This window comes from Petrocella atlantisensis (genome assembly GCF_900538275.1).
Lineage (GTDB): Bacteria > Bacillota > Clostridia > Lachnospirales > Vallitaleaceae > Petrocella > Petrocella atlantisensis.
Map to the genome: position 1 here is coordinate 3495740 of NZ_LR130778.1, position 23143 is coordinate 3518882.

Genomic DNA, 23143 nt, shown 5'->3' on the forward strand with positions numbered 1-23143 from the left:
ATGGATAAAATTAAGTTTACATTTGAAGAAACAGGAGAAAATGTTGTATTTTGTGTCTTAGGTAATACTCAAGTCAATGAAGTCGCGTACATACTCGTCGTAGATGAAAATGAAATAGAAGATGAAGATATGACTGCATATATTCTTAAAGCAACAGAAGCAGATGACATGGATATTATCTATGAAATCGTTGACAATGATGAAGAACTGTCAGTGGTTGTACCCATACTTGAAAAATTTTTAGATGATTTTGAGATTGAGTTATAAAATCAATTATTTGACAAAAGCCCATTACTACATTATAATCTGTATAGGACAAAGGTTTAATTTGAGAAATGTCTCAAAAAATTATTGAATTAGGGGATGAGCTAATGATAAAGTTTGTTGATCTATATGAAAAGACACTGAAGGAAAATGGGTACAAATTAACAAATCAAAGACGTGTCGTACTTGAGACACTTTACAATAGAGTGGGTGAGCATTTAACCGCTGAAGAAGTGCATCAGTTGGTCAAAATGGTTAATCCTGAGATTGGTCTGGCAACTGTTTATAGAACTCTTCAACTCCTATCGGAATTAGGACTCATTGATAAGCTCAACCTAGATGATGGCGTTGTAAGGTATGAAATTGGTGAGATGGAAACAAAACATCGTCACCATCATTTAATCTGTGAAGAATGCGGCACCATAATGGGTGTCGATGATGATATGTTGGATGCTCTTGAAGAAGCATTCAGCAAGAAGTATGGATTTAAGGTCACGGACCATGTGGTCAAGTTTTATGGTGTCTGCAAATCTTGCTTACAAAAACAAGGATCATAATACTTTGCAATCACGCAAAGTTGAATAAAATACGGAGGTGTAGTTTTGAACAAAAGCAAATCAAAATTGAAAATATTACCTCTGGGTGGACTAGAACAAATCGGTATGAATATTACCATTTTCGAGTATGAAGATGATATTATAGTCGTAGATTGTGGTATAGCCTTCCCAGAAGATGAGATGTTAGGTATAGATTTAGTTATCCCGGATGTCGAATATCTTAAGACAAACATTGACAAAGTCAGAGGTATTGTATTGACCCACGGTCATGAAGACCATATAGGCGCATTGCCTTATGTTCTACGTGATATCAACGTGCCCATATATGGTACAAAGCTTACAATAGGTCTTGTAGAGAATAAGCTCAGGGAACATAAGATTCTAAATGACGTCAATAGAAACGTCATAACACCAGGACAAAAAATTAATCTAGGTGTATTTAACATTGAATTTATACGTACCACTCATTCCATACCCGACCCTGTGGCATTGGCAATAACCACACCGGTCGGCGTTGTTGTGCATACGGGTGACTTTAAAATCGACTTTACCCCCATTTATGGTAAACCGATTGACTTACAAAAGTTTGCAGAAATCGGTAAAAAAGGTGTACTACTGTTAATGGCAGATTCTACCAATGCAGAAAGACCCGGCTATACCATGTCTGAAACCACGGTTGCCCGTGCTTTTGATGAATTGTTTTCAGAATTCAAAGGGAAAAGAATCATTGTTGCCACGTTTGCATCTAATGTAGATCGTGTGCAGCAAATCATACATGCAGCAGGAAAATACAAGCGTAAAGTGGTGGTCGAAGGTCGTAGCATGATAAATGTTGTGGCAACAGCCATTGAACTTGGTTATATAAAAATGCCACCCAAAATGATGATTACGCATGAAGAGATGAGTCAATATAGAGACGGACAGATTGTTATTATTACAACCGGTAGTCAAGGAGAGCCTATGGCGGCTCTGTCAAGGATGGCATCTAAGACCCATCGACACATCAACATTCAAAAAGGTGATAAAGTAATATTAAGTTCTAAACCGATTCCCGGAAATGAAAAAACTGTATCTAAGGTTATTAATTCCTTATTTTCTCAAGGTGCAGAAGTTATATTTGAAGATACCCATGTTTCCGGACATGCTTACCAAGAAGAATTAAAACTGATTCATTCATTGGTCATGCCGAAGTATTTCATACCATTACATGGTGAAGTCAGACATATGAAGAAACATGCGGAACTTGCTGAATCTTTAGGCATGCGTTCGGACCGTATTACAATATTAGCACCTGGTGATGTGTATGAAATAGATTTTCATAGTGCCGAGAAAACAGGTCATGTTAATTCACAACCGATTTTCGTTGATGGCTTAGGCGTTGGTGATGTTGGTAGTGTTGTACTAAGAGACAGACAAAAATTATCTCAAGATGGTTTGTTGACAGTGGTTATTACAATGTCCAAACAAACAAGAGAAGTTCTGGCAGGACCGGATATTGTATCTAGAGGATTTGTTTATGTACGTGAATCCAGTGATATGATGGTTGAAGCCAGAGCAGTCGTTGTAAAGGCGCTTGACCAATGCAGTCGTAAAAATATTAGAGACTGGAATAAAATAAAAATGTCAGTAAGGGATGCCCTAAGAGATTATTTATGGGTTCAAACCAAACGAAATCCTATGATATTACCAGTGATCATGGAAGTAGACGCATAATTTCATAGAAAAAACTTTTGGGGAATTTTAGAATATAAAATTCCCTAAATTAATACTGGTTAGATTTATTAGTTTTGACACATGAATGAAGAGTGGTTATAATGATAGAAGGTCAAATTTGAATTTGTAGGTGATAAAATGAACGAAGACTTAAAAAATGAGACAAAAGCATATATTGATCGAATAAAGAAAACTGACGCATATGTGGATTATCTGAATTATAAATCCATATTAGAACGACAACCGGAATTGAAAGCACAAGTAGATGCGTTTAGACGCAAATCCTTTGAAATTCAAGCAGGACACAAGTATGGCTATTTTAATGCCTATGAGAATCTCTTGAATTTAAGGTCTCAAAACAATGATCTATTAAATGAAGCCATCGTAAAATCTTTTCTTGAAGCAGAATTAAAGGTTTCGAAAATGTTAACAGATATACTAGCCACTTTTGCTGAAGAAGTGGATTTTGATCTAGATTTTCTACAGGAGTGATGCATATTGGAAAATAAAAGTAATCAAAAAAAACAAAAACAAAAAGGTGAAAACTTGGTAAAGAAAATATTTGGAGAAATTATGCAGTGGATCATTAGAGGCGTTTTTATTGTGTTGGCAATCGCCATCTTAATCAAGGGCGGCGGTTGGGCTTTTGCAGAAGCTTATGATTTACTAGCAAAAACCCCTAGTGCGAATCAGGAAGTACGTAATGTAAGTCTGGTCATACCAAAAGGTGCCACAACGGAGACCATTGCAGGTATTTTAGAAGAAAATGGTTTGATTGGTAGCAGTCTGTTTTTTAGAATGAAGTCAAAATTTGACGGTAATGACGGTAAATTTCAATATGGGGATTATACTTTAAGTACAGCCATGAGTGAAGAAGACATTATGGAAATCTTGATGACAGCAGGCGCAAAAAGGGAGACAAAGAAATTCACGATAGTAGAAGGCCTTACACTAGCAAAAACGGCTGAATCCTTAGAAGAACAAGGTATATGTACGAAAGCAGAATTCTTTGAGGCCCTTGACAACACCAATTGGGGCTACAAATTCTTAGAAAGTGTACCGGACGACAGTGTTCGAAACATTGTATATCAAGGTTATTTGTTTCCAAGTACATATGAAATCTATGTGGATGCGACAGCAGTAGATGTCATCAGTACCATGTTTGATCAAATGGATAAAATATGGACAGATGAATACTATGCAAGAGCAGAAGAATTAGGATTAACAGTGGATGAAGTCATAACCATTGCTTCAATTATTGAGAAAGAAGTCGTTGAGCCAAGTGAGCAACCCATCGTATCCGGTATTATTCATAACAGGCTTAAGGTTGATATGAAGCTTCAGATGTGTTCGTCCGTTCTATATGTATTGGGCAAACATAGGAGCAGGTTACTCTACAGTGATCTTGAGACACCGTCACCTTACAACACATATATAAACGACGGTCTTCCAATCGGTCCGATTGCCAACCCCGGCGCAGGCGCCATTCATGCAGCCTTATATCCGGACGACAATGATTATCTCTACTTTGTATTAAAAGACGACGGATCCAGTACCCACGAGTTCAACTCAGACTACGACGACCACGTCAACGACAAATCCAAATATACGAATACATTTAATTATTAACTTAACTTTCCCAATATAGAATTACTTAGCGATGATAATCCACATGTTAAGGATGAATTTCATCCGCGGTGGATTAGGCTGGCTTGCCAGCCAAGAGCTTAGAAATTCTTTGGGAAAGTTAAGTTGGCCAGAGATAACCCATTATAGAATATCTTAGCGATGGTAATCAAGAACAAAGCGACTTTGTAGCGGTTTGCTTGCAAATTGTTCACGGCGGGAAAGGTCCTTGACTCTTTCAGCTATGTTTCAAAGCTGAAAGATAAAATAGGATTTTCCTAGAGTACTATGTTAAGGATGAATTTCATCCGCGGTGGATTAGGCTGGCTTGCCAGCCAAGAGCTTAGAAATTCTTTGGGAAAGTTAAGTTGGCCAGAGATAACCCAACATAGAAATTCAAACCTCTTTAAACATAAAGGGATTGTCACAATGACAATCCCTTTACTAGAATCAAGTATGACAAAGGAGCCACAATTATGATACCTATAACCAATCCGGAAGTAAGAGCCTATTTAGCGTCTGTAAAACCGGATAGAGAAAGTAAGCTCGAAGCTCTATATCAAGAGGCAATAGCCCATAACATTCCTATTATCAAGCATGAAATGGAAGACTTTCTACGCCTTATGGTTGTGATGAATCGCCCTGTACGGATACTGGAGATCGGTACCGCCATTGGCTATTCCTCTATTATCATGTCATTGGCATCAGAAGTACCACTTCAAATTATAACCCTTGAAAGATCCCATAAGATGATTGAACAAGCCAAAATCAACATTAAAAAATTTGGCTTTGAAAAAAACATTACCATCATGGAAGGGGATGCAGTTCAAGTTCTAAAAACCTTAAAAGAGCCTTTTGACATGATTTTCATGGATGCAGCCAAAGGGCAATATATGAATTTTTATGAAGATACCATGCGACTCCTAAGAGAAGGTGGTATACTTATTGCGGACAATGTTTTGCAGGAAGGTCTTGTAGCCAAATCCAGATTTGCCGTAACAAGAAGACAAAGAACCATTCATGGTCGGATGCGTGAGTTTCTCAGAACACTATCTAACAATGAAGACTTGACAACATCTATTTTACCGATTGCAGACGGTGCCACTGTTAGTATGAAAAAAAGGAGCAAAAATGAATAAACCAGAATTATTAATCCCGGCAGGAAGCTTGGAGAATCTATATATAGCCGTAGCATACGGCGCAGATGCTGTGTATATCGGCGGTGAAGCTTTTGGTCTTAGAGCAAAGGCCAAAAACTTTGATCAACAAAAAATGATACAAGGTATAACCTATGCTCATGGGCATGGGGTCAAGGTATATGTAACCGCCAATATTATAGCCCATAATGAAGACATTGATCAGGCAAGGGCTTACTTTAAAGAGCTCCTTGAAATACAGCCGGATGGTGTGATTATAGCGGATCCGGGTATGCTCATGGTAGCCAAAGAAGTTATGCCGGATATGGAATTCCATCTAAGTACCCAAGCCAATAATACCAATTATGCCACCATGCAATTTTGGCACCAACAAGGTGTGAAACGGGTGGTGGTTGCAAGAGAATTGTCTCTTGAGGAGATTACCACAGCTAAGCAAAAAGTACCGGATACTTTAGACTTTGAAGCCTTTGTTCATGGCGCCATGTGTATATCTTATTCCGGTAGATGTTTGCTTAGCAATTATATGAGTGGAAGAGATGCCAATAAAGGTGCTTGTACCCATCCTTGTCGTTGGACTTACCATCTTGTTGAGGAAACAAGACCAGGTGAATACATGCCAGTCTATGAGAATGAACGGGGCACTTATATCTACAATTCTAAGGACCTATGCTTGATTAGCCATATCGATCAATTGGTGGCTTCGGGGATTGATAGTTTTAAGATTGAAGGCCGGATGAAAACAGCCCTCTATGTCGCAACCGTCACAAAAACATGGCGTGAAGCCATAGATGACTATTTCAGCGATCCTGATGTATACGCTTCTAAGTTAGCCTATTATGAGGCGGAAGTGCGTAAATGCACTCATAGGCAGTTTACAACCGGGTTTTATTTTGGTAAGCCGGATGGGGATGAGCAGATTTATACAAGCAACACCTATACCCGTAGTTATACCTTTGTAGGCAAGGGTATTGACTATGACCCTATTAAAAAGTTGGCCCATATACAACAAAGGAATAAGTTTGTTGTCGGCGATACACTAGAAGTTCTTAAAACAAATGGTAAAAATATTGAATTTATTGTAGATACGATGTACAATATAGAAGGAGAAATCGTCAGGGAAGCACCGCATCCGAAACAAGACATCTGGATAGAAGTGGATTTCGAAATATTACCAAATGAAATCATTAGAAGACCGGCAGATCAGGATAGCGCTTGACGGTAGTTACTGGCAGTTTCAATTAGGGTTTACATGTGAGAGAACTTAAAAAGAGGGAGCAATCAAATTGAGGAATTTCAAGAAGAAGTTGCGTATTGGGGACTTGTTGTTGCAGTACGGTATTATCACAGAGGAACAACTTCAAACCGCACTCAGTCATCAAAAATCCGATGGTGGCAAGATCGGTGAAACCCTTATTAGTCTAGGTTATGTCACCAAACAAAATATAAATGAAGTTTTGGAATACCAACTTGGTATCCCTTATGTTGATTTAACAGAATATAATATTGATAAAGACGCGACCAGTGTCATTACAGAAACACTGGCCAGGCGTCATCTTTTAATACCCATAAAAATTACAGAAACTGAATTATATGTAGCCATGGAAGACCCTCTTAATATTTTTGCCATTGATGATGTGCGCATCTTCTCCGGTAAGGATATTATTCCTATGTTGGCAACTGAGGATCAGGTCTTAAAAGCCATTGATTTACACTATGGTAAGGAACAAGCCAATCAAGCTGCAGAGCAGTATAAGGCAGAGCATTCCACGGAAATCGATCAAGGCCTTCAAGATCTAGAAGGTGCTTCGGATTCCGCTGTTAAGAATGCACCGATTGTAAAGCTGGTTAATACCATATTAGAACAAGGGGTACATAATAGAGCCAGTGACGTTCATATCGAGCCCTATGAAAAGAGAATTCGTGTTCGGTATCGCATCGACGGTAACTTGAAGCAACTCTTTGAATATGAGCCTTCCTTATTATCTGCTATTGTAGCTAGAATTAAGATCATGGGCGGTATGGATATAGCCGAAAAAAGAAAACCTCAAGACGGGCGTATCTCGATTACCGTAGACCGTCTGGAATATGATATACGTGTATCCAGTCTTCCCACCACCTATGGTGAAAAAGTGGTTATGCGGATCAATTCAAAAGAAGGCTTTAACAAAGGTAAAAGTGAACTTGGTCTCTTCAGAGATGATCTGGAGAAATTTGAAAATATATTAAGCAATCCATTTGGTATCATTCTCGTAACAGGACCGACGGGAAGTGGTAAGTCAACAACCCTCTATACAGCTCTTAATGAGATTAACGATGAAGAAATTAATATCGTAACCGTTGAAGACCCAGTGGAATCCCAGATTCAAGGGATTAATCAAGTTCAAGTTAATGTCAAGGCGGGGCTTAGTTTTGCAACAGCCCTTAGATCCATCTTACGACAAGACCCGGATGTTATCATGATCGGGGAGATACGTGATGGTGAGACAGCAGAAATCGCTGTTAAGGCATCTGTAACAGGTCACCTTGTTGTGAGTACCTTGCATACCAACGATGCACCAAGCTCCATCACCCGGCTAATGGATATGGGTATAGAGCCTTTCTTAATCGGAGCATCCGTAGTAGGTGTTATTGCCCAGCGTTTGGTCAGAAGACTATGCCCCAAATGCCGTACAAAAGCCCCTGCCACTGAATTTGAAAAAAATATCCTTAACATATCAGAAGAAGATGACCTACAGTTATACAAAGCTGTTGGTTGTCATGTATGTAACCATACCGGCTATATGGGGCGTATTGGTGTCTATGAGATTATGCCTGTAGGCCATGAAATTCGAAACATTATTAATAAAAGAGGTAATGCTGACGATATAAGAAAGGTAGCTATGAATACAGGTATGAAAACCTTAAAATTTAACGCAACCAGGTTGGTCATGGATGGCATTACCACAGTGGATGAGTTGCTTAGAATAGCTTACGGCACAGATTAATATCGCTCAAGGAGGAGAATGTATGATTACCATCGAAGAACTTCTTGGCTTAGCCAAAGATAAAAAAGCTTCCGACGTTCATATAACCGTAGGGGTACCGCCTATACTTAGAATCAACGGTGATCTTGAATACCTACCCTACGATATCATGCTACCGGATACATCCAAAGCTTTGATTCTTCCTATCATGATAGAAGAACAAAGAAAAGTTTTTGACAAAAACGGAGAAGTAGACTTCTCTTTTGCCATACCCAGTTTGGGACGATTTAGAGTAAATGCTTTTATGCAGAGAGGCTCCGTTGCGGCAGCCTTTCGTCTTGTTGGTTCGGAAATTCCTAGTCCGACAGCACTGGGCATGCCAAGCTCAATTCAGGATCTCTATACCAAGAAAAGAGGCTTAGTCCTGGTAACAGGACCAACAGGTAGTGGTAAGTCCACAACCTTAGCCTCTTTTATTAATGAGATTAATCAGCGTAGGAGTGCTCATGTTATAACCCTTGAAGATCCTATAGAATATCTGCATAAGCACAAAAAAAGTATCGTCAATCAAAGAGAAATCGGTTTGGACACTTTCAGTTATGCCAATGCACTAAGAGCAGCACTTAGACAAGATCCGGACGTGATTCTTGTAGGTGAGATGCGGGACCTTGAAACCATTGCCATTGCCATAACGGCAGCAGAGACAGGCCATCTTGTATTATCAACCTTGCATACCATCGGAGCGACCAACACCATTGACAGGATTATAGACGTCTTTCCACCCCATCAACAACAACAGGTGCGTGTTCAGTTGTCTGCAGTATTAACTGCGGTGGTATCTCAGCAACTTATACCGACCCTCGATGGCAAAGGACGATGTGCGGCTTTTGAAGTTATGCATGCCAATCCGGCGGTGCGTAATCTAATTCGTGAGAACAAAACCCATCAGATCCTATCCATTATGCAGACCAACAAAAGATTGGGTATGCAAACCATGGATGATGCCATCTTAGAGCTGCTTAGAACCGCCAGCATCTCCAGAGATGATGCTCTAACCTTTGCACAGGATCCTGCTAATCTTGAAAGAAGAATGTAGGAAGTTTATTAATAAAATAACAAATAAGTCTCTAGTACTAAGTACCTAAGGCATAATGACTATTTACATAGGCCCAATAGGTGATATAATGAAGTATATGATAGATAATTGTCTACAATATGTTACTATGACATGATGTATTTGCTTATATGTCGTTGAGTAAAGTGATGTATGAAGGAATTGGGCCGTTCCTTAGATGATTGTCGTTAACCTGAATTAAGAACAGGAATAAGGGGGCGTGATATGGCTAATTATTTATATTCAGCCATGGACAAAGCTGGTAAAGTCAAAAAAGGCAGATTAGAAGCCAACAGTAGTAAAACGGCAACTCAGATGCTAAAAGACAGTGGACTTTATCCTTTGGAAATAACTGAAGAGGGAAACCTGCAAAAAGACCTTGTCATTGGCAATCCTGTCAAGACAAAAGATTTGACAATATTTTGCCAACAGTTTGAGGCTGTATTATCTGCAGGTATCAGTGTACTAGAAGCTCTACATCTCTTGAGAGAACAAACCGAGAACAAGCATTTTAGAAAAATTATCTCGGATTTATACAGTTCTGTAGAGCAGGGTGAATCCTTATCCAAATCCATGACCAAACATCCAAAGACTTTCCCGGCCATTCTTATTAACATGATTGAAGCAGGTGAAGTCAGCGGTAACCTTGAAGTGGCCTTAAGTCGTATGGCGTCCCACTTTGAGAAAGAATTCAAGCTTCAACAGAGCATCAAAAAAGCAACTACCTACCCACTTGTAGTGTCCTTCATATCTCTAGGGGTGGTTATATTACTCTTGGTGGTGGTTATACCAACTTTTGTAGGAATGTTCAGTGAAATGGGCATGGAATTGCCCTTAACCACAAGAATGCTACTGGCCATGAGCAACTTTGTCATTACCAAATGGTACATCCTTATTATGGTTGTACTGCTGGCAATCGGTGGTATCACTTATTATTCAAAATCTGAAGTCGGCAAAATGACACTGGGCGGTCTCAAGCTTAAAGCACCCTTGTTTGGACCCCTTAACACCAAAGTCGTGGCATCACGATTTGCTAGAACCTTGAGTACATTACTTGCATCCGGGTTGCCTTTACTTGAAGCCATAGAAGTGGTCTCCAAGGTGGTGGACAACCATTCGGTTATGAAAGGTCTTATGGATGCCAAGGATCAAGTCAGTAAAGGCTTTCCTTTATCTAAGCCCATAGAAGAAATGGGTGTGTTTCCTCCCATGATTACCCATATGGTGCGTATAGGTGAAGACACAGGACAACTAGAGCCCATACTGGACAAAGTGGCTGATTTCTATGACACCGAAGTCGAAACCGCTGTATCTCAACTTACCACCATGTTGGAACCTTTGATCATCGTTGTTTTGGCCGTTGTGGTCGGCTTCGTGGTCATCTCCATCATTCAACCCATGTTCCAGATGTACGACGGTGTCAGTAACTACAGTTAACCAAGGTGAAGTCCAAGCTGCCAACTTATGGAGAGAGCATAAGGGCAAAACTAGATCAGCCATGCATCAAAAATAAAAACTAAAACTAAGGAGATTAAATTATGAGAGAATTATTCAAGCGTGTATTTAAGAAAGAAGAAGGTTTTTCACTGATCGAGCTCATCATCGTCATCGCAATTTTAGCAATTATTGCAGCGATTGCCGTACCAACTCTACTAGGTAACATTGATAAGGCAAACAAAAGTACTGATACTTCTAATGCCAAGTTGATAGCTGATGCAGTTGCTATGGCAATTGCTGAAAACCCAACTTTAGAGGGTGTAGATGTTTCTCAAGTTTTTGATACTTCCGCTGGAGCAACGGATGCGGATGATATAATCGACGGTGCTATAGCAAAGTTAAATGGTCAAATTCCATTAATCAAAGCGAAAGATAATGGTACTGGAGATGAATTTTTTGTAATACTTGATGGTACTACAGGTGCGATTGAAGTAAGAGCTGATGCTGTTGGTGGAGCTCTATTATTCCCTAACTAAATCATGATTATCCTATTTTTGCTCTACGGCATCATCATCGGCTCATTTCTTAATGTATGTATTTTAAGAATACCTTTGCATGAAAGTATTACCTTTGACCGTTCTCATTGTCCTAAGTGTGGTTATGTATTGAAGTGGTATGATCTTATACCTCTACTGAGCTACATCATCCTTCGTGGCAAGTGTCGGTCATGTCAGACAAAAATATCTTTCCAATACCCAATCATAGAGCTGCTCAACGGAGCAGCCTATTTGGGTATTTATCTATACTTGGGCTTAACTTGGCAAACGGTCATAGCTTGCCTCTTGTTCTCAGCGCTGTTGGTGGTTTTCATGATTGATTTTAGGTATAAGATTATACCTAATGGTCTGGTACTGTTTATATTGGTATTAGGTGTCGTGCAGACGTTCTTAACGGGGCATTATCTAAGACATATTATAGGCTTCTTTATCGTCAGCGGCATATTAATCCTTCTAAGTCTAATAGTAAAAAACGGTATGGGTATGGGAGACATTAAGCTGATGGCTGCGGCAGGACTCCTACTTGGATGGGACAAGATATTACTGGCCCTTATGATTGGGGCCATACTGGGCTCGGTTATTGGCATAAGCCTCATTGCACTTAAGATTATAAAACCTAGAGAAGCCATACCTTTTGGACCGTTTTTAGCCACTGGGATTATGACAGCCATGCTATTTGGCGAACAAATTATACATTGGTATATCGAACTCGTAAAATTGTAAGTATATGTTATTGAATTGGGTAGGAGGGGTCAAGTGAATTATCCAAAAAGAGGGCTTTCCATTGATATCGGAAATGAAAAAATCAAAATTGTTGATTATGTAAGAAATAAAGACACTATAAAAATCGGACACAGTTTACTCATAGACACACCGGAGAATGCCATTAGTGATGGGGTTATTTCAGGCGTTACAGATATTGGAGACGTTATTAGCGCAGCATTAAGAGAAAAAGGCATCAAAACAAAAGATGTCATCTTTACTGTAGCGTCTAGTAAGATTATTACCAGAGAGGTGGATCTACCGGACCTACCTGTTAAGAAGTTGAACACGCTGATACGTATGAATGCAGATGAGTATTTTCCTGTGAATCTGGCAGAGTATACTCTAGATTATAGAATCATAGACCGGGTGGATCATGGTGAAGGTATGCAAGCCAAGGTGAACCTTGTGGCAGCATTATCCACACTCATGGACGGCTATGTTGAATTAGCCGAGTCCTTGAACCTTAGGGTTAGAGGAATCGACTATGGTGGCAACAGTATTATTAATTTCGCCAGTCACTTGGACATCGAAGATACTTATATGCTTCTAGACCTTGGCAGTGACAGTACCATGGTAACCGTTATGAGCAAAAAGGTTGTGAAGTTCAACCGTAACTTGGTCTATGGTACCAAGGTCATTAACACGAGTATTCAAAACCACTTTGGCGTCGATCTAAAAGAAGCGATGAAGATTGCTGCAGAGCAGTCCTTATTAACCTATGAACCGGAGACCAATGATTTTCTAAGTAACGATGTATCTTCAGCACTAAATCAGATCTTAAACGGTGTCTCTAGACTGATGGATTATTATGCCTCTAGGAATAAAGATAGCATTGAACACATCTATATTGTTGGCGGTGGTACAGGCATTAATGGTATTGCTGCCTACGTCGAACGTTATTTTAACATGACTTGTACCATCTTAAGCGAAAACCCAAGGGTGGTTGCCAGTGATGACAATTATGCAAAAAACAGTGTTTATTACGCCAACGCAATTGGTGCCATTTATTCTGAAATGAATCTTCTACCCATTCATGTCTTAAACAAGGACAAACTCAAAGTATCCAAACGCCTTAAAATAGAGTTGGCACTATTGGCCTTTGCATTGGTAGCTGTGGCTGTATATCTACCTTATATGGGTCTTAGGAATCTTGAAAAAGAGAAAGAAAGTCTTTTGGCTGAGATTGAAGAGAAACAAATAGCAGAAGTGGTACTGGAAGACTATAACAGGACCATGACCTCTTTGGCGTTTCATGAATCCATTATGACCACCTCTTCATCAAGCACTGAGATTATGGCAGATCTGTTAGAGAAGATGGAAGCAGAGATTCCGACAAGTGTTAGTTATTTGACCATGAACAATTCAGAAGAGGGCATACTGATTTCTTGTATCGCTTCCGATAAGCTTACGATGGTTAATTTTATTACCATTTTAAAAAACATGACACTTAATGATGAACCGGTATTTAGTCAGGTGTATGTGCCCAGCTTCAATGAGGTAGAAGGCAGTACGGCAGGTAATTCCTATTATGCCTTTTCCATTGCCTGTGATTATGTTGTTCAGGAGGTGGCGCAATGAGCAATAGAGATAAAAGATTACTTGGAATTCTTGGTATTGCCATTATAGGGTTGATTCTTTATTATGCTGTGTATCGCCCGATTACCATTAAGAAACAAGCATTAGAAGATGAGCTGGTAACCATCGAAGAAAGAGTAGCCACCCTCAGGGTCGAGTATGAAAAGATGCCGGCTTATCTTGAAGAGACAGAAGCTGCTCAAACACGTATTGATGAGATTCAAGAAGTATTACCGGCAGAACTGACACAAGAACGGGCATTCAAGCTACTTTTTGACATTGAAGACGCATTCTCAGACATTAACTTTGGTTCTGTAACTTTTTCTAATGTAGAAACATTGGCTTACAGCAATGAACTAAATGATGCGACAACAGAGATGGCCATCAGGCAGAATGTGGTATCGAATCTGGATCTAAGTTATACGGATCTAAAAGCCTTTCTAAGATATATCGGTAATTACGAAGACCGTACGGTACTGACCAATCTAAGCATGAATCTTTTAGAGGAAGAAAATAAGATTACGACGACTTTGGTTATGAATATGTATGGCTTAGTAGGCCAAGATCGTGAAGTTGAACCGGTTATCTTTAATACTGTTCCAAAAGGAAAAGCACAACCCTTTGATTCACCTAATCTACGCGTCACCCCACAGACGGTCACCAATCGTGTGACCGATGGTACCGGTGATTTGTTCATAACTTTGAAACCAACGAGGGCAGATGGCTATGCTCAAATCATAGGTCTCACCAATGACCCCGGCCAAAGAAGTTATGTAACAGGGGATGTGGATGGTGTGGTACAAGCCAACCTTAGAATCTTCATTGAAAACGACAAGTATTACGCTACCTATGAGATGAATGGTTCGACCATGAGTCGTCAAACTTTTGAAGTGGGACAAGCCCTTGAGTTGGATCTCTACGCTTCAAACCGTGTAGACGCCAATGACCAAGTAGGCATGAACCTGACAATCGTCAATCAGACTGAGTTGCCCTTGTATATTAATAGAATAGAAGAAGATCCTACAAAACCAAGACTTAACATTGTATCTACAGAAGGTAATGTTATAAGGTAAGGTGGAATATTAAATGATAAAATCATGGTGGAACACAATAAAATCTAATAGCGGTTTTTCCCTTGTAGAGGCATTGGTTACCATTGCCATTGTTGGTGCTGCCATGATTCCTATTTCCTTTGTCTTTACCCAAACCATTGGTACGACAATAGAGACTAGAAAACAACTGGTGGCGAACGGTCTTGGGCAAGAATATCTGGAGGCTCTAAAAGCAAAAGAGTTCTCAGATTATGATTCTATTTTTGGTGTTGGCTCAACCATTGAGATTGACAATAGCTTTACAGAACTTACTTATGACCTTATGGGTTTGACACCTCTTCCGGAGGGTTATAAAGCAATATTGTCTTATGATACCAGTGTAGACATTGGTGCTTTTGCATTACCGTCGCCCACATCAATGCCGGATGCGGATATCATCATAGATATGCCCAGTGGTTATATGCATACAGTCTTACTAACAGATACTGACAGTGGTAATCTGACCACATACCCACAGACATCAACGTCCAGTACAGAGCGGGTCATCAGAATCAATGGAGACCGTGACACTGGAATGATTACTTTGGATTATTATGATCAGTTGACAGGCGGTGGAGGCTCTCTTGACAGTCGTTTTAGTGTATCAGCAACTTCAGATCCCGCAATCCGATTACTGATGGGGGATGGTGCAGGTGTTGGTACACCTATAACAACCCGAATAGATATCGATAGTAACTTGCCCCAAGAAATCAAATTGTATTTCTATGAAGAGGATACCAATACGGTACAAGCAACCACTAAGATTATAAGCGGTTCCGTCAGTATTAGTAGGAATCTAAATAGTGTAGACAGCTTCGATCGTAGAATCATGGCTATAAAAGTTGAGATATTTGATGTGCATTCAGGTAATAAGCTTGGTACCTATACAACCACCAAGATTGATGAATAGGTGATCTTATGAGATTATGGGATAAATTGAACAATCAAAAAGGATCTACTTTGTTGTTTGTTGTCATCACCGTGGCGATTTTGTCCATGTTAGGTACAGCTCTACTTGCTATGTCCTTAATGAATATCAACATGAAGCATAATGACAATCGTATCAAGAAGACGTTATACTATGCTGAATCAGGGATAGATCAAGTCTATGCCCGTGTAGGTAAGGTGGTGGAAGTCTCTATTTCCGATGCCATTGCAGATACGGATGATGATATTAAACACATCTTAAATGAGATTGATGCCATGTTGTTGGATGAAACCAACCTTCCACCTTATGTTGGCATTAATAGCAGCATCACTTATGTTGAAGAAGCACCAATTATAGAACTAAGAGACCTGATTGTACCTAGTGGTGCCATGTACATGCTAGATGCAGAGGCCCTTAAGGTATTGTCGGATCAAATATACAGACACCATTTTAGAAGTGCCATGAATAGTAATGGTTCTCAAAGCAACCTTATTGCTTTTTTGGATTCAGAGTTATTTGTCTACTTGGATAACAATACACCTGCTCAGAATAACTCTTCCATTAACATCAATACAGCCGCCATTACTGTTACGCCTTTTTCAGGTGTTGACACAACGTATCGTGTTGAAGGTATAGAATCAACATTTATACTTGGGGATCATACAGAAAAGAAAATATCCACAGATATCGTTGTTAGTGATCAAATCAAATCTTATCCCCTTAATACCATTGAAAAAAGAACCCTTTTACCGGACAACCCTATATGGCAAAAAGCTTTGGTCGCTAATGATGATATAGCCTTTAATGCAGGTGCTGTCGTGGATATTCACGGTGATATCTATGGTTATGGCAAGCTTCCGGTAGGGGATGCCATTCATAATCCGAAAAATTATGGTGGGATTATGGTGAATGGTACGAGTAGGGTTACAGTACATGGCAATATCTTTAGCCGTAGTTATGTGCAACTAACGGACGGTAGTTCTAGTAATGCCAGGTTAACCGTGAACAATGGCTTGGTTTATGCCAATAGCGTTGTGTTACAAGATGGCGCCAGTGGTCAAATGAACTTCAATGGCAATGTTTATACCAGTGATGATTTGGAACTAAACGGTACAGGTGGTACCATAGATATTAACGGTAGTTATTATGGTTACACCGATGGGAGTGGCACAGGTGTTACACATGATCTTAGTAGTGCCATTGTTATTAACGCGGATATGAATGGTGGATCGTCTTTATCCATTGATGGTGCTTTTAATCCTGTTGCCAGTACCAAAAATGACATTGACTTCCTAGAGAGTCATGAAGGGATTCTAATTGGAGGGACAGCTTATGTGGATGTACAACCTACCAGGTATCAGACAGCAGAAAGCGTATCACTAAAAGGCAATTTTGTGGCTTATACATGGGGGTTTGACCTTGAAACCATTGATCTTATGAAATCTATAGGAGATAGTTTTTTCAAGCAAGTGCCTTATGATTTTTATGCTGGTAGTGATGCTGTTCATGATGCTACTTTAGAAAGTAAGTTATTAAAAGACAATGTTTCCTGGCAGGCTATATATGGGTCGACCATCAGTTTGGCAAATGGTACGACACCACCATTCACACCATACGATTTGAAAGATCGAAAAGCTTATTTTGTAGCTTTTAAGCACTATATTGATGGCGATAGTAATACCTTTGTCAAAACCGGGCCTGGTGTCAACCTTCAGAAATATATCTATACAACAGGATTAAAGTTGGTTTATGATGCTACAGTGGGGGGCAATGACTTTTTGGACCTTACCCATCATAATGGCACCAATACAAACCAGGTCGGACAAGAAGGCTATGATAATCTAAGAATTAAGACAAGCTTAGATCATATCTATCAACTTCATATGCTACGTCATAGAAGTGATCCGGGGACGCCGGTCATTGACAATCCGGACGCAGACCCTTTGGTTCTACCAACCTACTATAATGTAAACGCCGTCCATAAGTATACCAAGATTGATACCATAGGTTCACTCAACCATAATAATGCACCTTATCCTACCGTACCTAGTGTGTTGAATGCAGCTCAAAACGCACTTGAGATTACTTATGTCAATGATGCAACCGCTCAACCACTACATATATATGCCGGTAGCTTAGGTTCAGAAAACCCTTCCATACATATACCAAGTGGTAGGGCTCAAGGTGTTATTGTACATAACGGTGATATTGTGATCCACGGTAATTTGGAATTTGCCGGACCTATTATATCTGGAGGATCCATAACCGCAACTGGTGGCACCCAGACCTATAAGAACAACACATTGGTCATAAAAAACTACTTGGCACAGAAGATTTACGAGGACAATGTCCTGTATAACTTGTTTAATGTCGTGGACCGAAGTGGACCAGGGTCCGCGCCGGTATTCTTAGAAGAGATTGAATTTGTTGACTTTGATCAGACGACAACCTTAGATCCCAACAATAACAGCCCTTATAGATACAGTGATTTGATGGGTTTTGAATTCTGGAAAGTTGAAGAATAGGTGATAAAGATGTGTGTAAAATGTTTGAACACAATCAGAAGACAAGAGGGTTATACCCTTATTGAGATGATTATTGTCATGGCCTTACTCGCCATTGCCATTGGTCTTTCCGGCTTTGGGTTAAATACATTGTACACCAACAACATCAACACTTATTCAAATCAACTGATTAGTGAAATTAAGTTGGTTCAAACAAAAGAGATGGCTTCTAAGGATAAAGACTATAGATTGACTTTGGCTTATGATTCAACCCTAGAACAATATATCGGAACCACTTTGGTACGTATGGGACCAACAGGAACATATTCGACTTTAAAAACCATCAAATTCCCAAAAAAAGTAGCTATAAAAAAATGGGATGGTACGCATTATGTGGATATTCTACCACCCAGTCATACTTTAGTCAGTTTTGAATTTGATACGACTTCCGGCCAAGTTAAGAATACGGCCAATGGTGACGGCAAGTATCAAATCAGTTCAACGTCGTCAAGTCGGGTGATTGAATTTGAGGTGATTAAGCAAAACGGAAGGGTGGTTATGGATGACTAGCGACAAAGGATTTACGACCATTGAGCTTATTTTGGCCATTGCCATAGCCGGTATCATTATGGGGGCTGTCGGTACGTTTTTGAATTTTAATCTAAAAGGTTTTAATGCAACGAAAGAGATCATAGACATTCAATATGAAGCACAGTTGGCTATGAATCAGATTACGGCCATAGCCAAAGAATCAAAAGGCATTGAAGACATCTTTGATCAAGCTGGTAATTCTAGGATAGATTCTCCTGATCTTCTTATTAATCCAAGTAAGATCATTTTTCATCAAGAAGATCCTATAGAAGGCACGATTGAATTTGAAATAGACTTTGATCCAAGTACGAGGGTTCTAACATGCACCATCACTTTGCCTGACGGATCGTCTCAAAGCTATCCTATGGCCAGTCGTATTGAAGCACTTAGTGTAGCACCCACCAATGATGTTGACTTTGAATATACTAAAAGTATTCAAATTTTTCTTGATATGACAGATGGTGATGCAAATATGAGTACACAAAGTCAGGTGAAATTCAGGAATTTTGAAAAATAGCGTAATATTATTATGAGATAAAAAAACAGACCAATGCTGAAGTAGGTCTGTTTTTTTTGACACTCAGCATGTTTATTGATATAATAATGCATGCGTTATATTAACACCTAAATATTGAAAGTACGGTGAAAAAAATGAAGATATTATATCCGGATGAATATTTGGATCAAGTGTATGATATAGATTTTGATAGTCTGTATGAACAAGGGTATCGTGCTGTATTGTTTGATGTCGACAATACGCTTGTACCATTCGATCAATTCGATGCTCATGATGAACTCATACGACTTATGGAAGTGCTTCAAACCAAGGGTTATAAAGTGGCTCTTGTGTCGAATAATTCAAAGGATAGGGTTGATACCCTTAATCAAGGCTTGAAGATACCGGTCATGGCAAACGCTATGAAGCCCTTTACTTATAAGTTGAAGCGCATACTAAAGACGATTGAGGTGGAGCCTCAAAAAGCAATATTTGTTGGTGACCAGATTTTTACGGATGTCTGGGTGGGTAACCGCTTAGGTTTGTATACGATTCTGGTTAAACCAATACAAGAAAGAGAGCAGATGGTCACTTATGTTAAGAGAAGAACCGAAAAGTTATTGTTAAATAGATATTTAAGAAAGAAGGGCGTTAGATGATTAAAGGGACAACGGATGTATATGGTTTAATCGGAGATCCGGTCGGTCATAGCTTTTCACCTTTCATTCATAATATGTTGGCAGAAGCCCTGAGTGAAAACATGGCTTATGTGGCTTTCCATGTCAAGGAAAATCAATTGGAACACGCGATGGCAGGACTTAAAGGCCTGAGTATCAAAGGTGCTAATGTAACGGTACCTTATAAAGTTGATGTTATATCTTATCTAGATTATGTCGATGACATGGCTAAAGCCATTGGCGCCGTCAATACCATCAAGCTAGACAACAATGAACTGGTCGGATACAATACGGATTGGATCGGACTCTTAAAAGCGTTAAAAGAAATTAAGATTAATCTAAGAGATAAATCTATATTAATTATTGGTGCGGGTGGTGCAGCTAGAGCCGTAGGTATGATGTGTGCCCATGAAGGTGCCGGACATATCGCCATCACCAATAGAACACAGGCGAATGCAGAGAAGTTAGCCAAATTAATTAACCGTCATTATGATGTATCCACAGAAGTAATACCACTTGAAGACCTTAAAGAAAGAAACGATTTGGTGATTGCCTTTCAGACGACACCAATTGGCATGTATCCTCATAGTGCCAACAATCCCATCTATGAAACAAAGTTCTATGAAACGTTAGAAGTGGCGGTGGACCTTATATACAATCCACTTGAGACCCATTTTTTACGAGAAGCTAGAGAAGCAGGCGCCATTACCATGAATGGTATGGGCATGCTTTTTCATCAGGCTATAGCAGCATTTGAGCTATGGCGTGAATGCACCATTGATGATGGAACTAAAAAAAGATGCTATCAAGCTTTTTTACAACAGATGACGAAATGATACAACAATAGGTGATTAGAATGAATGAAGGAAATAAAGGTGAAAATATAGTTTTAATAGGATTCATGGGCTGTGGTAAGACCTCCGTGACGAAAGAGCTTGCTAAAAGGTTGAATCTTAACTTTATTGACATGGATGAAAAAATTGAAAAAGCTGAAGGTAAAACAGTTAGCGAAATATTTAGAGATCATGGTGAAGCTTATTTTAGAGAGCTTGAAACGACCTATCTAAAAAGCTTAAAGGACCAAAAAAACAAGATCATATCAACAGGTGGTGGTGTTATTCTAAGAGAAGAAAACATTGAAATGTTAAAAAAAATAGGTGTTGTTGTTTTTTTACAAGCCGATGTTGCACATATTCTTAAGAATATCAAAGACGACCATAAACGACCTTTGCTTCAAGAAGAACAAGATCTTGAAGGAAAAATCAGCAGTATGTTAGAGATTAGAGAACCCTTGTATTTAAGCACAGCCAATGTCATTATACAAACATCAGGTAAACCAATCAAAAGTATAGTGGATGAGATTCTAGCGATTTTGTGAGGTGATGAAATGAAAATACTGGTCATCAATGGACCTAATCTGAATTTTTTAGGTATTAGAAGTACGGACATTTATGGACAGGAAGACTATAATAGCCTAATAGAAAAGATCATGACTTTCAGCCATAAGCAAGAGGTTGAGACGGACTGTTTCCAGTCTAACCACGAAGGTGCGATTATTGATCGACTTCAGAAGGCCTACTATGAACAAGTAGATGGGATTGTCATTAATCCAGGTGCCTATACCCATTATAGTTATGCAATCCGAGATGCAATTAGTAGCATTCAGATTCCGACAGTGGAAGTTCATATTTCGAACATTCATGAAAGAGAAGCTTTTCGCCATGTTTCTGTTACGAAGGATGTATGTGTGCATCAGATCGTCGGAAAAGGTTTGGAGGGTTATCTGGAAGCCATCTCTTATCTAAAAGGAAGATATTAAATATAGTTTGAGACACGTCATGAAACACGGAGGAAGACAATGACCGACAAATACAGGGTCCAAAGACATGAACGATTGCTTCAAAAAATGAAAGAAAAAGAACTTCAGGCACTGTTTATAACCAGTACTCATAATCGACATTATATCACCGGTTTTACAGGTAGTTCAGCCTATGTCTATATATCAGCGGATAAAAAAGTACTGATGACAGATTTCCGCTATTTGGAGCAGGCGGCTATGCAATGTCCGGACTATGAGATTGTAGATTATATGGCCTTGGGTTTAAACGAGACGCTTGAGCATATTATGGAAATGGATGGCACAAATACCCTTGGATTTGAAGATCATCATTTAACAGTCAAGGCATTTGATTTTCATAAAAGCCATCTTGAACATATTATATGGGTACCTCTTGAAGACATGCTTGAAAGGTTGCGTATGGTCAAAGACCAATTAGAGCTGGACTTGATTGAATATGCTGCAAGCATTGGAGATGCTGCTTATAAACATATACTGGACTATGTAAAAGTTGGTATGAGAGAAATTGACGTAGCTTTAGAGCTTGAGATGTTTATGAAAAAGAAGGGTGCCAGTCGGCTTTCTTTTGAAACCATTGTAGCATCAGGCAAAAGAAGCAGTCTACCACATGCAGTACCTACGACAAAGACCATTGAAAAAGGAGATTTTGTAACTTTGGACTTTGGTTGTGTCTATGAAGGGTATTGTTCAGATATGACACGTACTTTTGTTATGGGTGAAGCAAGTGATGATCAGATCAGGCTCTACAATACAGTTTTAAAAGCTCAGGAAATGGCCCTTGAAGCTATTAAAAGGGGTATGACGGGTAAGGAAGTGGATCTTATCGCTAGAGACTATATCTATAGCCAGGGCTATGAAGGTTATTTTGGTCACGGGTTGGGTCATAGTTTGGGACTTGAGGTACATGAAAACCCTAGGTTGTCAGAGCAAGGTCATATGACACTGCAAGAAGGTATGGTGGTGACCATAGAACCGGGTATTTATATACCGGACTTTGGTGGTGTTCGTATTGAAGACCTTATCGTTATCACAAAGGATGGACACAAAAATTTTGTGCATTCAGATAAGCGTCTTATTGTTATTTAAGTGGTTAAAGTGTCAAAACTAAGTTTTTATGTCTTTAACCAGATGTTTATTGACAATAATCGCAAAAAAGTGTTGAAATAATAAGGTATTTAGATTACAATATGTAAATGATTTCCAAGAGTTTATGAGGAAAAAATCTGTTAAATATCTAAGTGATTATTGGGTATTACAAGGAGGACAATAA

23 protein-coding genes are annotated in these 23143 nt (G+C 39.3%); all 23 read left to right on the forward strand.

Features of this window, described 5'->3' with window-relative positions; all coding sequences use genetic code 11:
* Positions 1 to 267 (forward strand): DUF1292 domain-containing protein, encoded by a 267-nt coding sequence (locus tag PATL70BA_RS16035; protein WP_125138333.1) that lies wholly within the window; start codon positions 1 to 3, stop codon positions 265 to 267.
* Between the two features lie 104 nt (positions 268 to 371).
* Positions 372 to 821, forward strand: a complete 450-nt coding sequence (locus tag PATL70BA_RS16040) for a Fur family transcriptional regulator (protein ID WP_125138334.1) — start codon at positions 372 to 374, stop codon at positions 819 to 821.
* Positions 822 to 866: 45 nt separating this feature from the next.
* Complete coding sequence (locus tag PATL70BA_RS16045; protein WP_330510082.1) at positions 867 to 2534, forward strand: ribonuclease J; 1668 nt, start codon at positions 867 to 869, stop codon at positions 2532 to 2534.
* A 138-nt stretch (positions 2535 to 2672) separates the two neighbouring features.
* On the forward strand, positions 2673 to 3026 hold the full coding sequence (locus PATL70BA_RS16050) for a YlbF family regulator (RefSeq protein WP_125138335.1): 354 nt from the start codon (positions 2673 to 2675) through the stop codon (positions 3024 to 3026).
* Between the two features lie 6 nt (positions 3027 to 3032).
* Complete coding sequence (gene mltG / locus PATL70BA_RS16055) at positions 3033 to 4163, forward strand: endolytic transglycosylase MltG (RefSeq protein WP_125138336.1); 1131 nt, start codon at positions 3033 to 3035, stop codon at positions 4161 to 4163.
* A 473-nt stretch (positions 4164 to 4636) separates the two neighbouring features.
* Positions 4637 to 5299 carry an O-methyltransferase gene (locus PATL70BA_RS16060; RefSeq protein ID WP_125138337.1) on the forward strand — a complete coding sequence of 221 codons (663 nt, stop codon included), beginning with the start codon at positions 4637 to 4639 and terminating at the stop codon, positions 5297 to 5299.
* Entirely contained in the window at positions 5292 to 6533 is a 1242-nt protein-coding gene (locus PATL70BA_RS16065) for a peptidase U32 family protein (protein WP_125138338.1), read from the forward strand. Before PATL70BA_RS16060 ends, PATL70BA_RS16065 begins: the two co-directional genes overlap by 8 nt.
* Positions 6534 to 6600: 67 nt before the next feature.
* Positions 6601 to 8301, forward strand: a complete 1701-nt coding sequence (locus PATL70BA_RS16070) for a GspE/PulE family protein (protein WP_125138339.1) — start codon at positions 6601 to 6603, stop codon at positions 8299 to 8301.
* A gap of 22 nt (positions 8302 to 8323) precedes the next feature.
* Positions 8324 to 9376 (forward strand): type IV pilus twitching motility protein PilT, encoded by a 1053-nt coding sequence (locus tag PATL70BA_RS16075; protein WP_125138340.1) that lies wholly within the window; start codon positions 8324 to 8326, stop codon positions 9374 to 9376.
* A gap of 243 nt (positions 9377 to 9619) precedes the next feature.
* Positions 9620 to 10831, forward strand: a complete 1212-nt coding sequence (locus PATL70BA_RS16080) for a type II secretion system F family protein (protein WP_125138341.1) — start codon at positions 9620 to 9622, stop codon at positions 10829 to 10831.
* 101 nt (positions 10832 to 10932) lie between these two features.
* Positions 10933 to 11367 (forward strand): prepilin-type N-terminal cleavage/methylation domain-containing protein, encoded by a 435-nt coding sequence (locus tag PATL70BA_RS16085; RefSeq protein WP_125138342.1) that lies wholly within the window; start codon positions 10933 to 10935, stop codon positions 11365 to 11367.
* Between the two features lie 3 nt (positions 11368 to 11370).
* The gene (locus tag PATL70BA_RS16090; protein WP_125138343.1) at positions 11371 to 12111 is read left to right on the forward strand and encodes a prepilin peptidase; all 741 of its coding nucleotides are present in this window, start codon (positions 11371 to 11373) and stop codon (positions 12109 to 12111) included.
* Between the two features lie 33 nt (positions 12112 to 12144).
* Positions 12145 to 13731 (forward strand): pilus assembly protein PilM, encoded by a 1587-nt coding sequence (gene pilM / locus PATL70BA_RS16095; protein ID WP_172596302.1) that lies wholly within the window; start codon positions 12145 to 12147, stop codon positions 13729 to 13731.
* Positions 13728 to 14801 carry a type II secretion system protein M gene (locus PATL70BA_RS16100; protein WP_125138345.1) on the forward strand — a complete coding sequence of 358 codons (1074 nt, stop codon included), beginning with the start codon at positions 13728 to 13730 and terminating at the stop codon, positions 14799 to 14801. The genes pilM and PATL70BA_RS16100 overlap by 4 nt, the downstream gene beginning before the upstream one ends.
* Before the next feature lie 13 nt (positions 14802 to 14814).
* Positions 14815 to 15729 (forward strand): type IV pilus modification PilV family protein, encoded by a 915-nt coding sequence (locus tag PATL70BA_RS16105; RefSeq protein ID WP_125138346.1) that lies wholly within the window; start codon positions 14815 to 14817, stop codon positions 15727 to 15729.
* A gap of 8 nt (positions 15730 to 15737) precedes the next feature.
* On the forward strand, positions 15738 to 18272 hold the full coding sequence (locus PATL70BA_RS16110) for a type II secretion system protein (RefSeq protein ID WP_125138347.1): 2535 nt from the start codon (positions 15738 to 15740) through the stop codon (positions 18270 to 18272).
* Between the two features lie 9 nt (positions 18273 to 18281).
* Positions 18282 to 18821: a pilus assembly FimT family protein gene (locus tag PATL70BA_RS16115; protein ID WP_125138348.1), complete on the forward strand. Its 540-nt coding sequence runs from the start codon at positions 18282 to 18284 to the stop codon at positions 18819 to 18821.
* The gene (locus PATL70BA_RS16120; protein WP_125138349.1) at positions 18814 to 19359 is read left to right on the forward strand and encodes a prepilin-type N-terminal cleavage/methylation domain-containing protein; all 546 of its coding nucleotides are present in this window, start codon (positions 18814 to 18816) and stop codon (positions 19357 to 19359) included. Before PATL70BA_RS16115 ends, PATL70BA_RS16120 begins: the two co-directional genes overlap by 8 nt.
* A 113-nt stretch (positions 19360 to 19472) precedes the next feature.
* Positions 19473 to 19997, forward strand: a complete 525-nt coding sequence (locus PATL70BA_RS16125) for a YqeG family HAD IIIA-type phosphatase (protein ID WP_330510364.1) — start codon at positions 19473 to 19475, stop codon at positions 19995 to 19997.
* Positions 19994 to 20851: a shikimate dehydrogenase gene (gene aroE, locus PATL70BA_RS16130; RefSeq protein WP_125138351.1), complete on the forward strand. Its 858-nt coding sequence runs from the start codon at positions 19994 to 19996 to the stop codon at positions 20849 to 20851. The genes PATL70BA_RS16125 and aroE overlap by 4 nt, the downstream gene beginning before the upstream one ends.
* Positions 20852 to 20871: 20 nt before the next feature.
* Complete coding sequence (locus tag PATL70BA_RS16135; RefSeq protein WP_125138352.1) at positions 20872 to 21393, forward strand: shikimate kinase; 522 nt, start codon at positions 20872 to 20874, stop codon at positions 21391 to 21393.
* 9 nt (positions 21394 to 21402) lie between these two features.
* Positions 21403 to 21834, forward strand: coding sequence for a type II 3-dehydroquinate dehydratase (aroQ, locus tag PATL70BA_RS16140; protein ID WP_125138353.1), 432 nt, complete (start codon positions 21403 to 21405; stop codon positions 21832 to 21834).
* Between the two features lie 39 nt (positions 21835 to 21873).
* Positions 21874 to 22959, forward strand: coding sequence for a M24 family metallopeptidase (locus tag PATL70BA_RS16145; RefSeq protein ID WP_125138354.1), 1086 nt, complete (start codon positions 21874 to 21876; stop codon positions 22957 to 22959).
* Positions 22960 to 23143 lie beyond the last annotated feature (184 nt).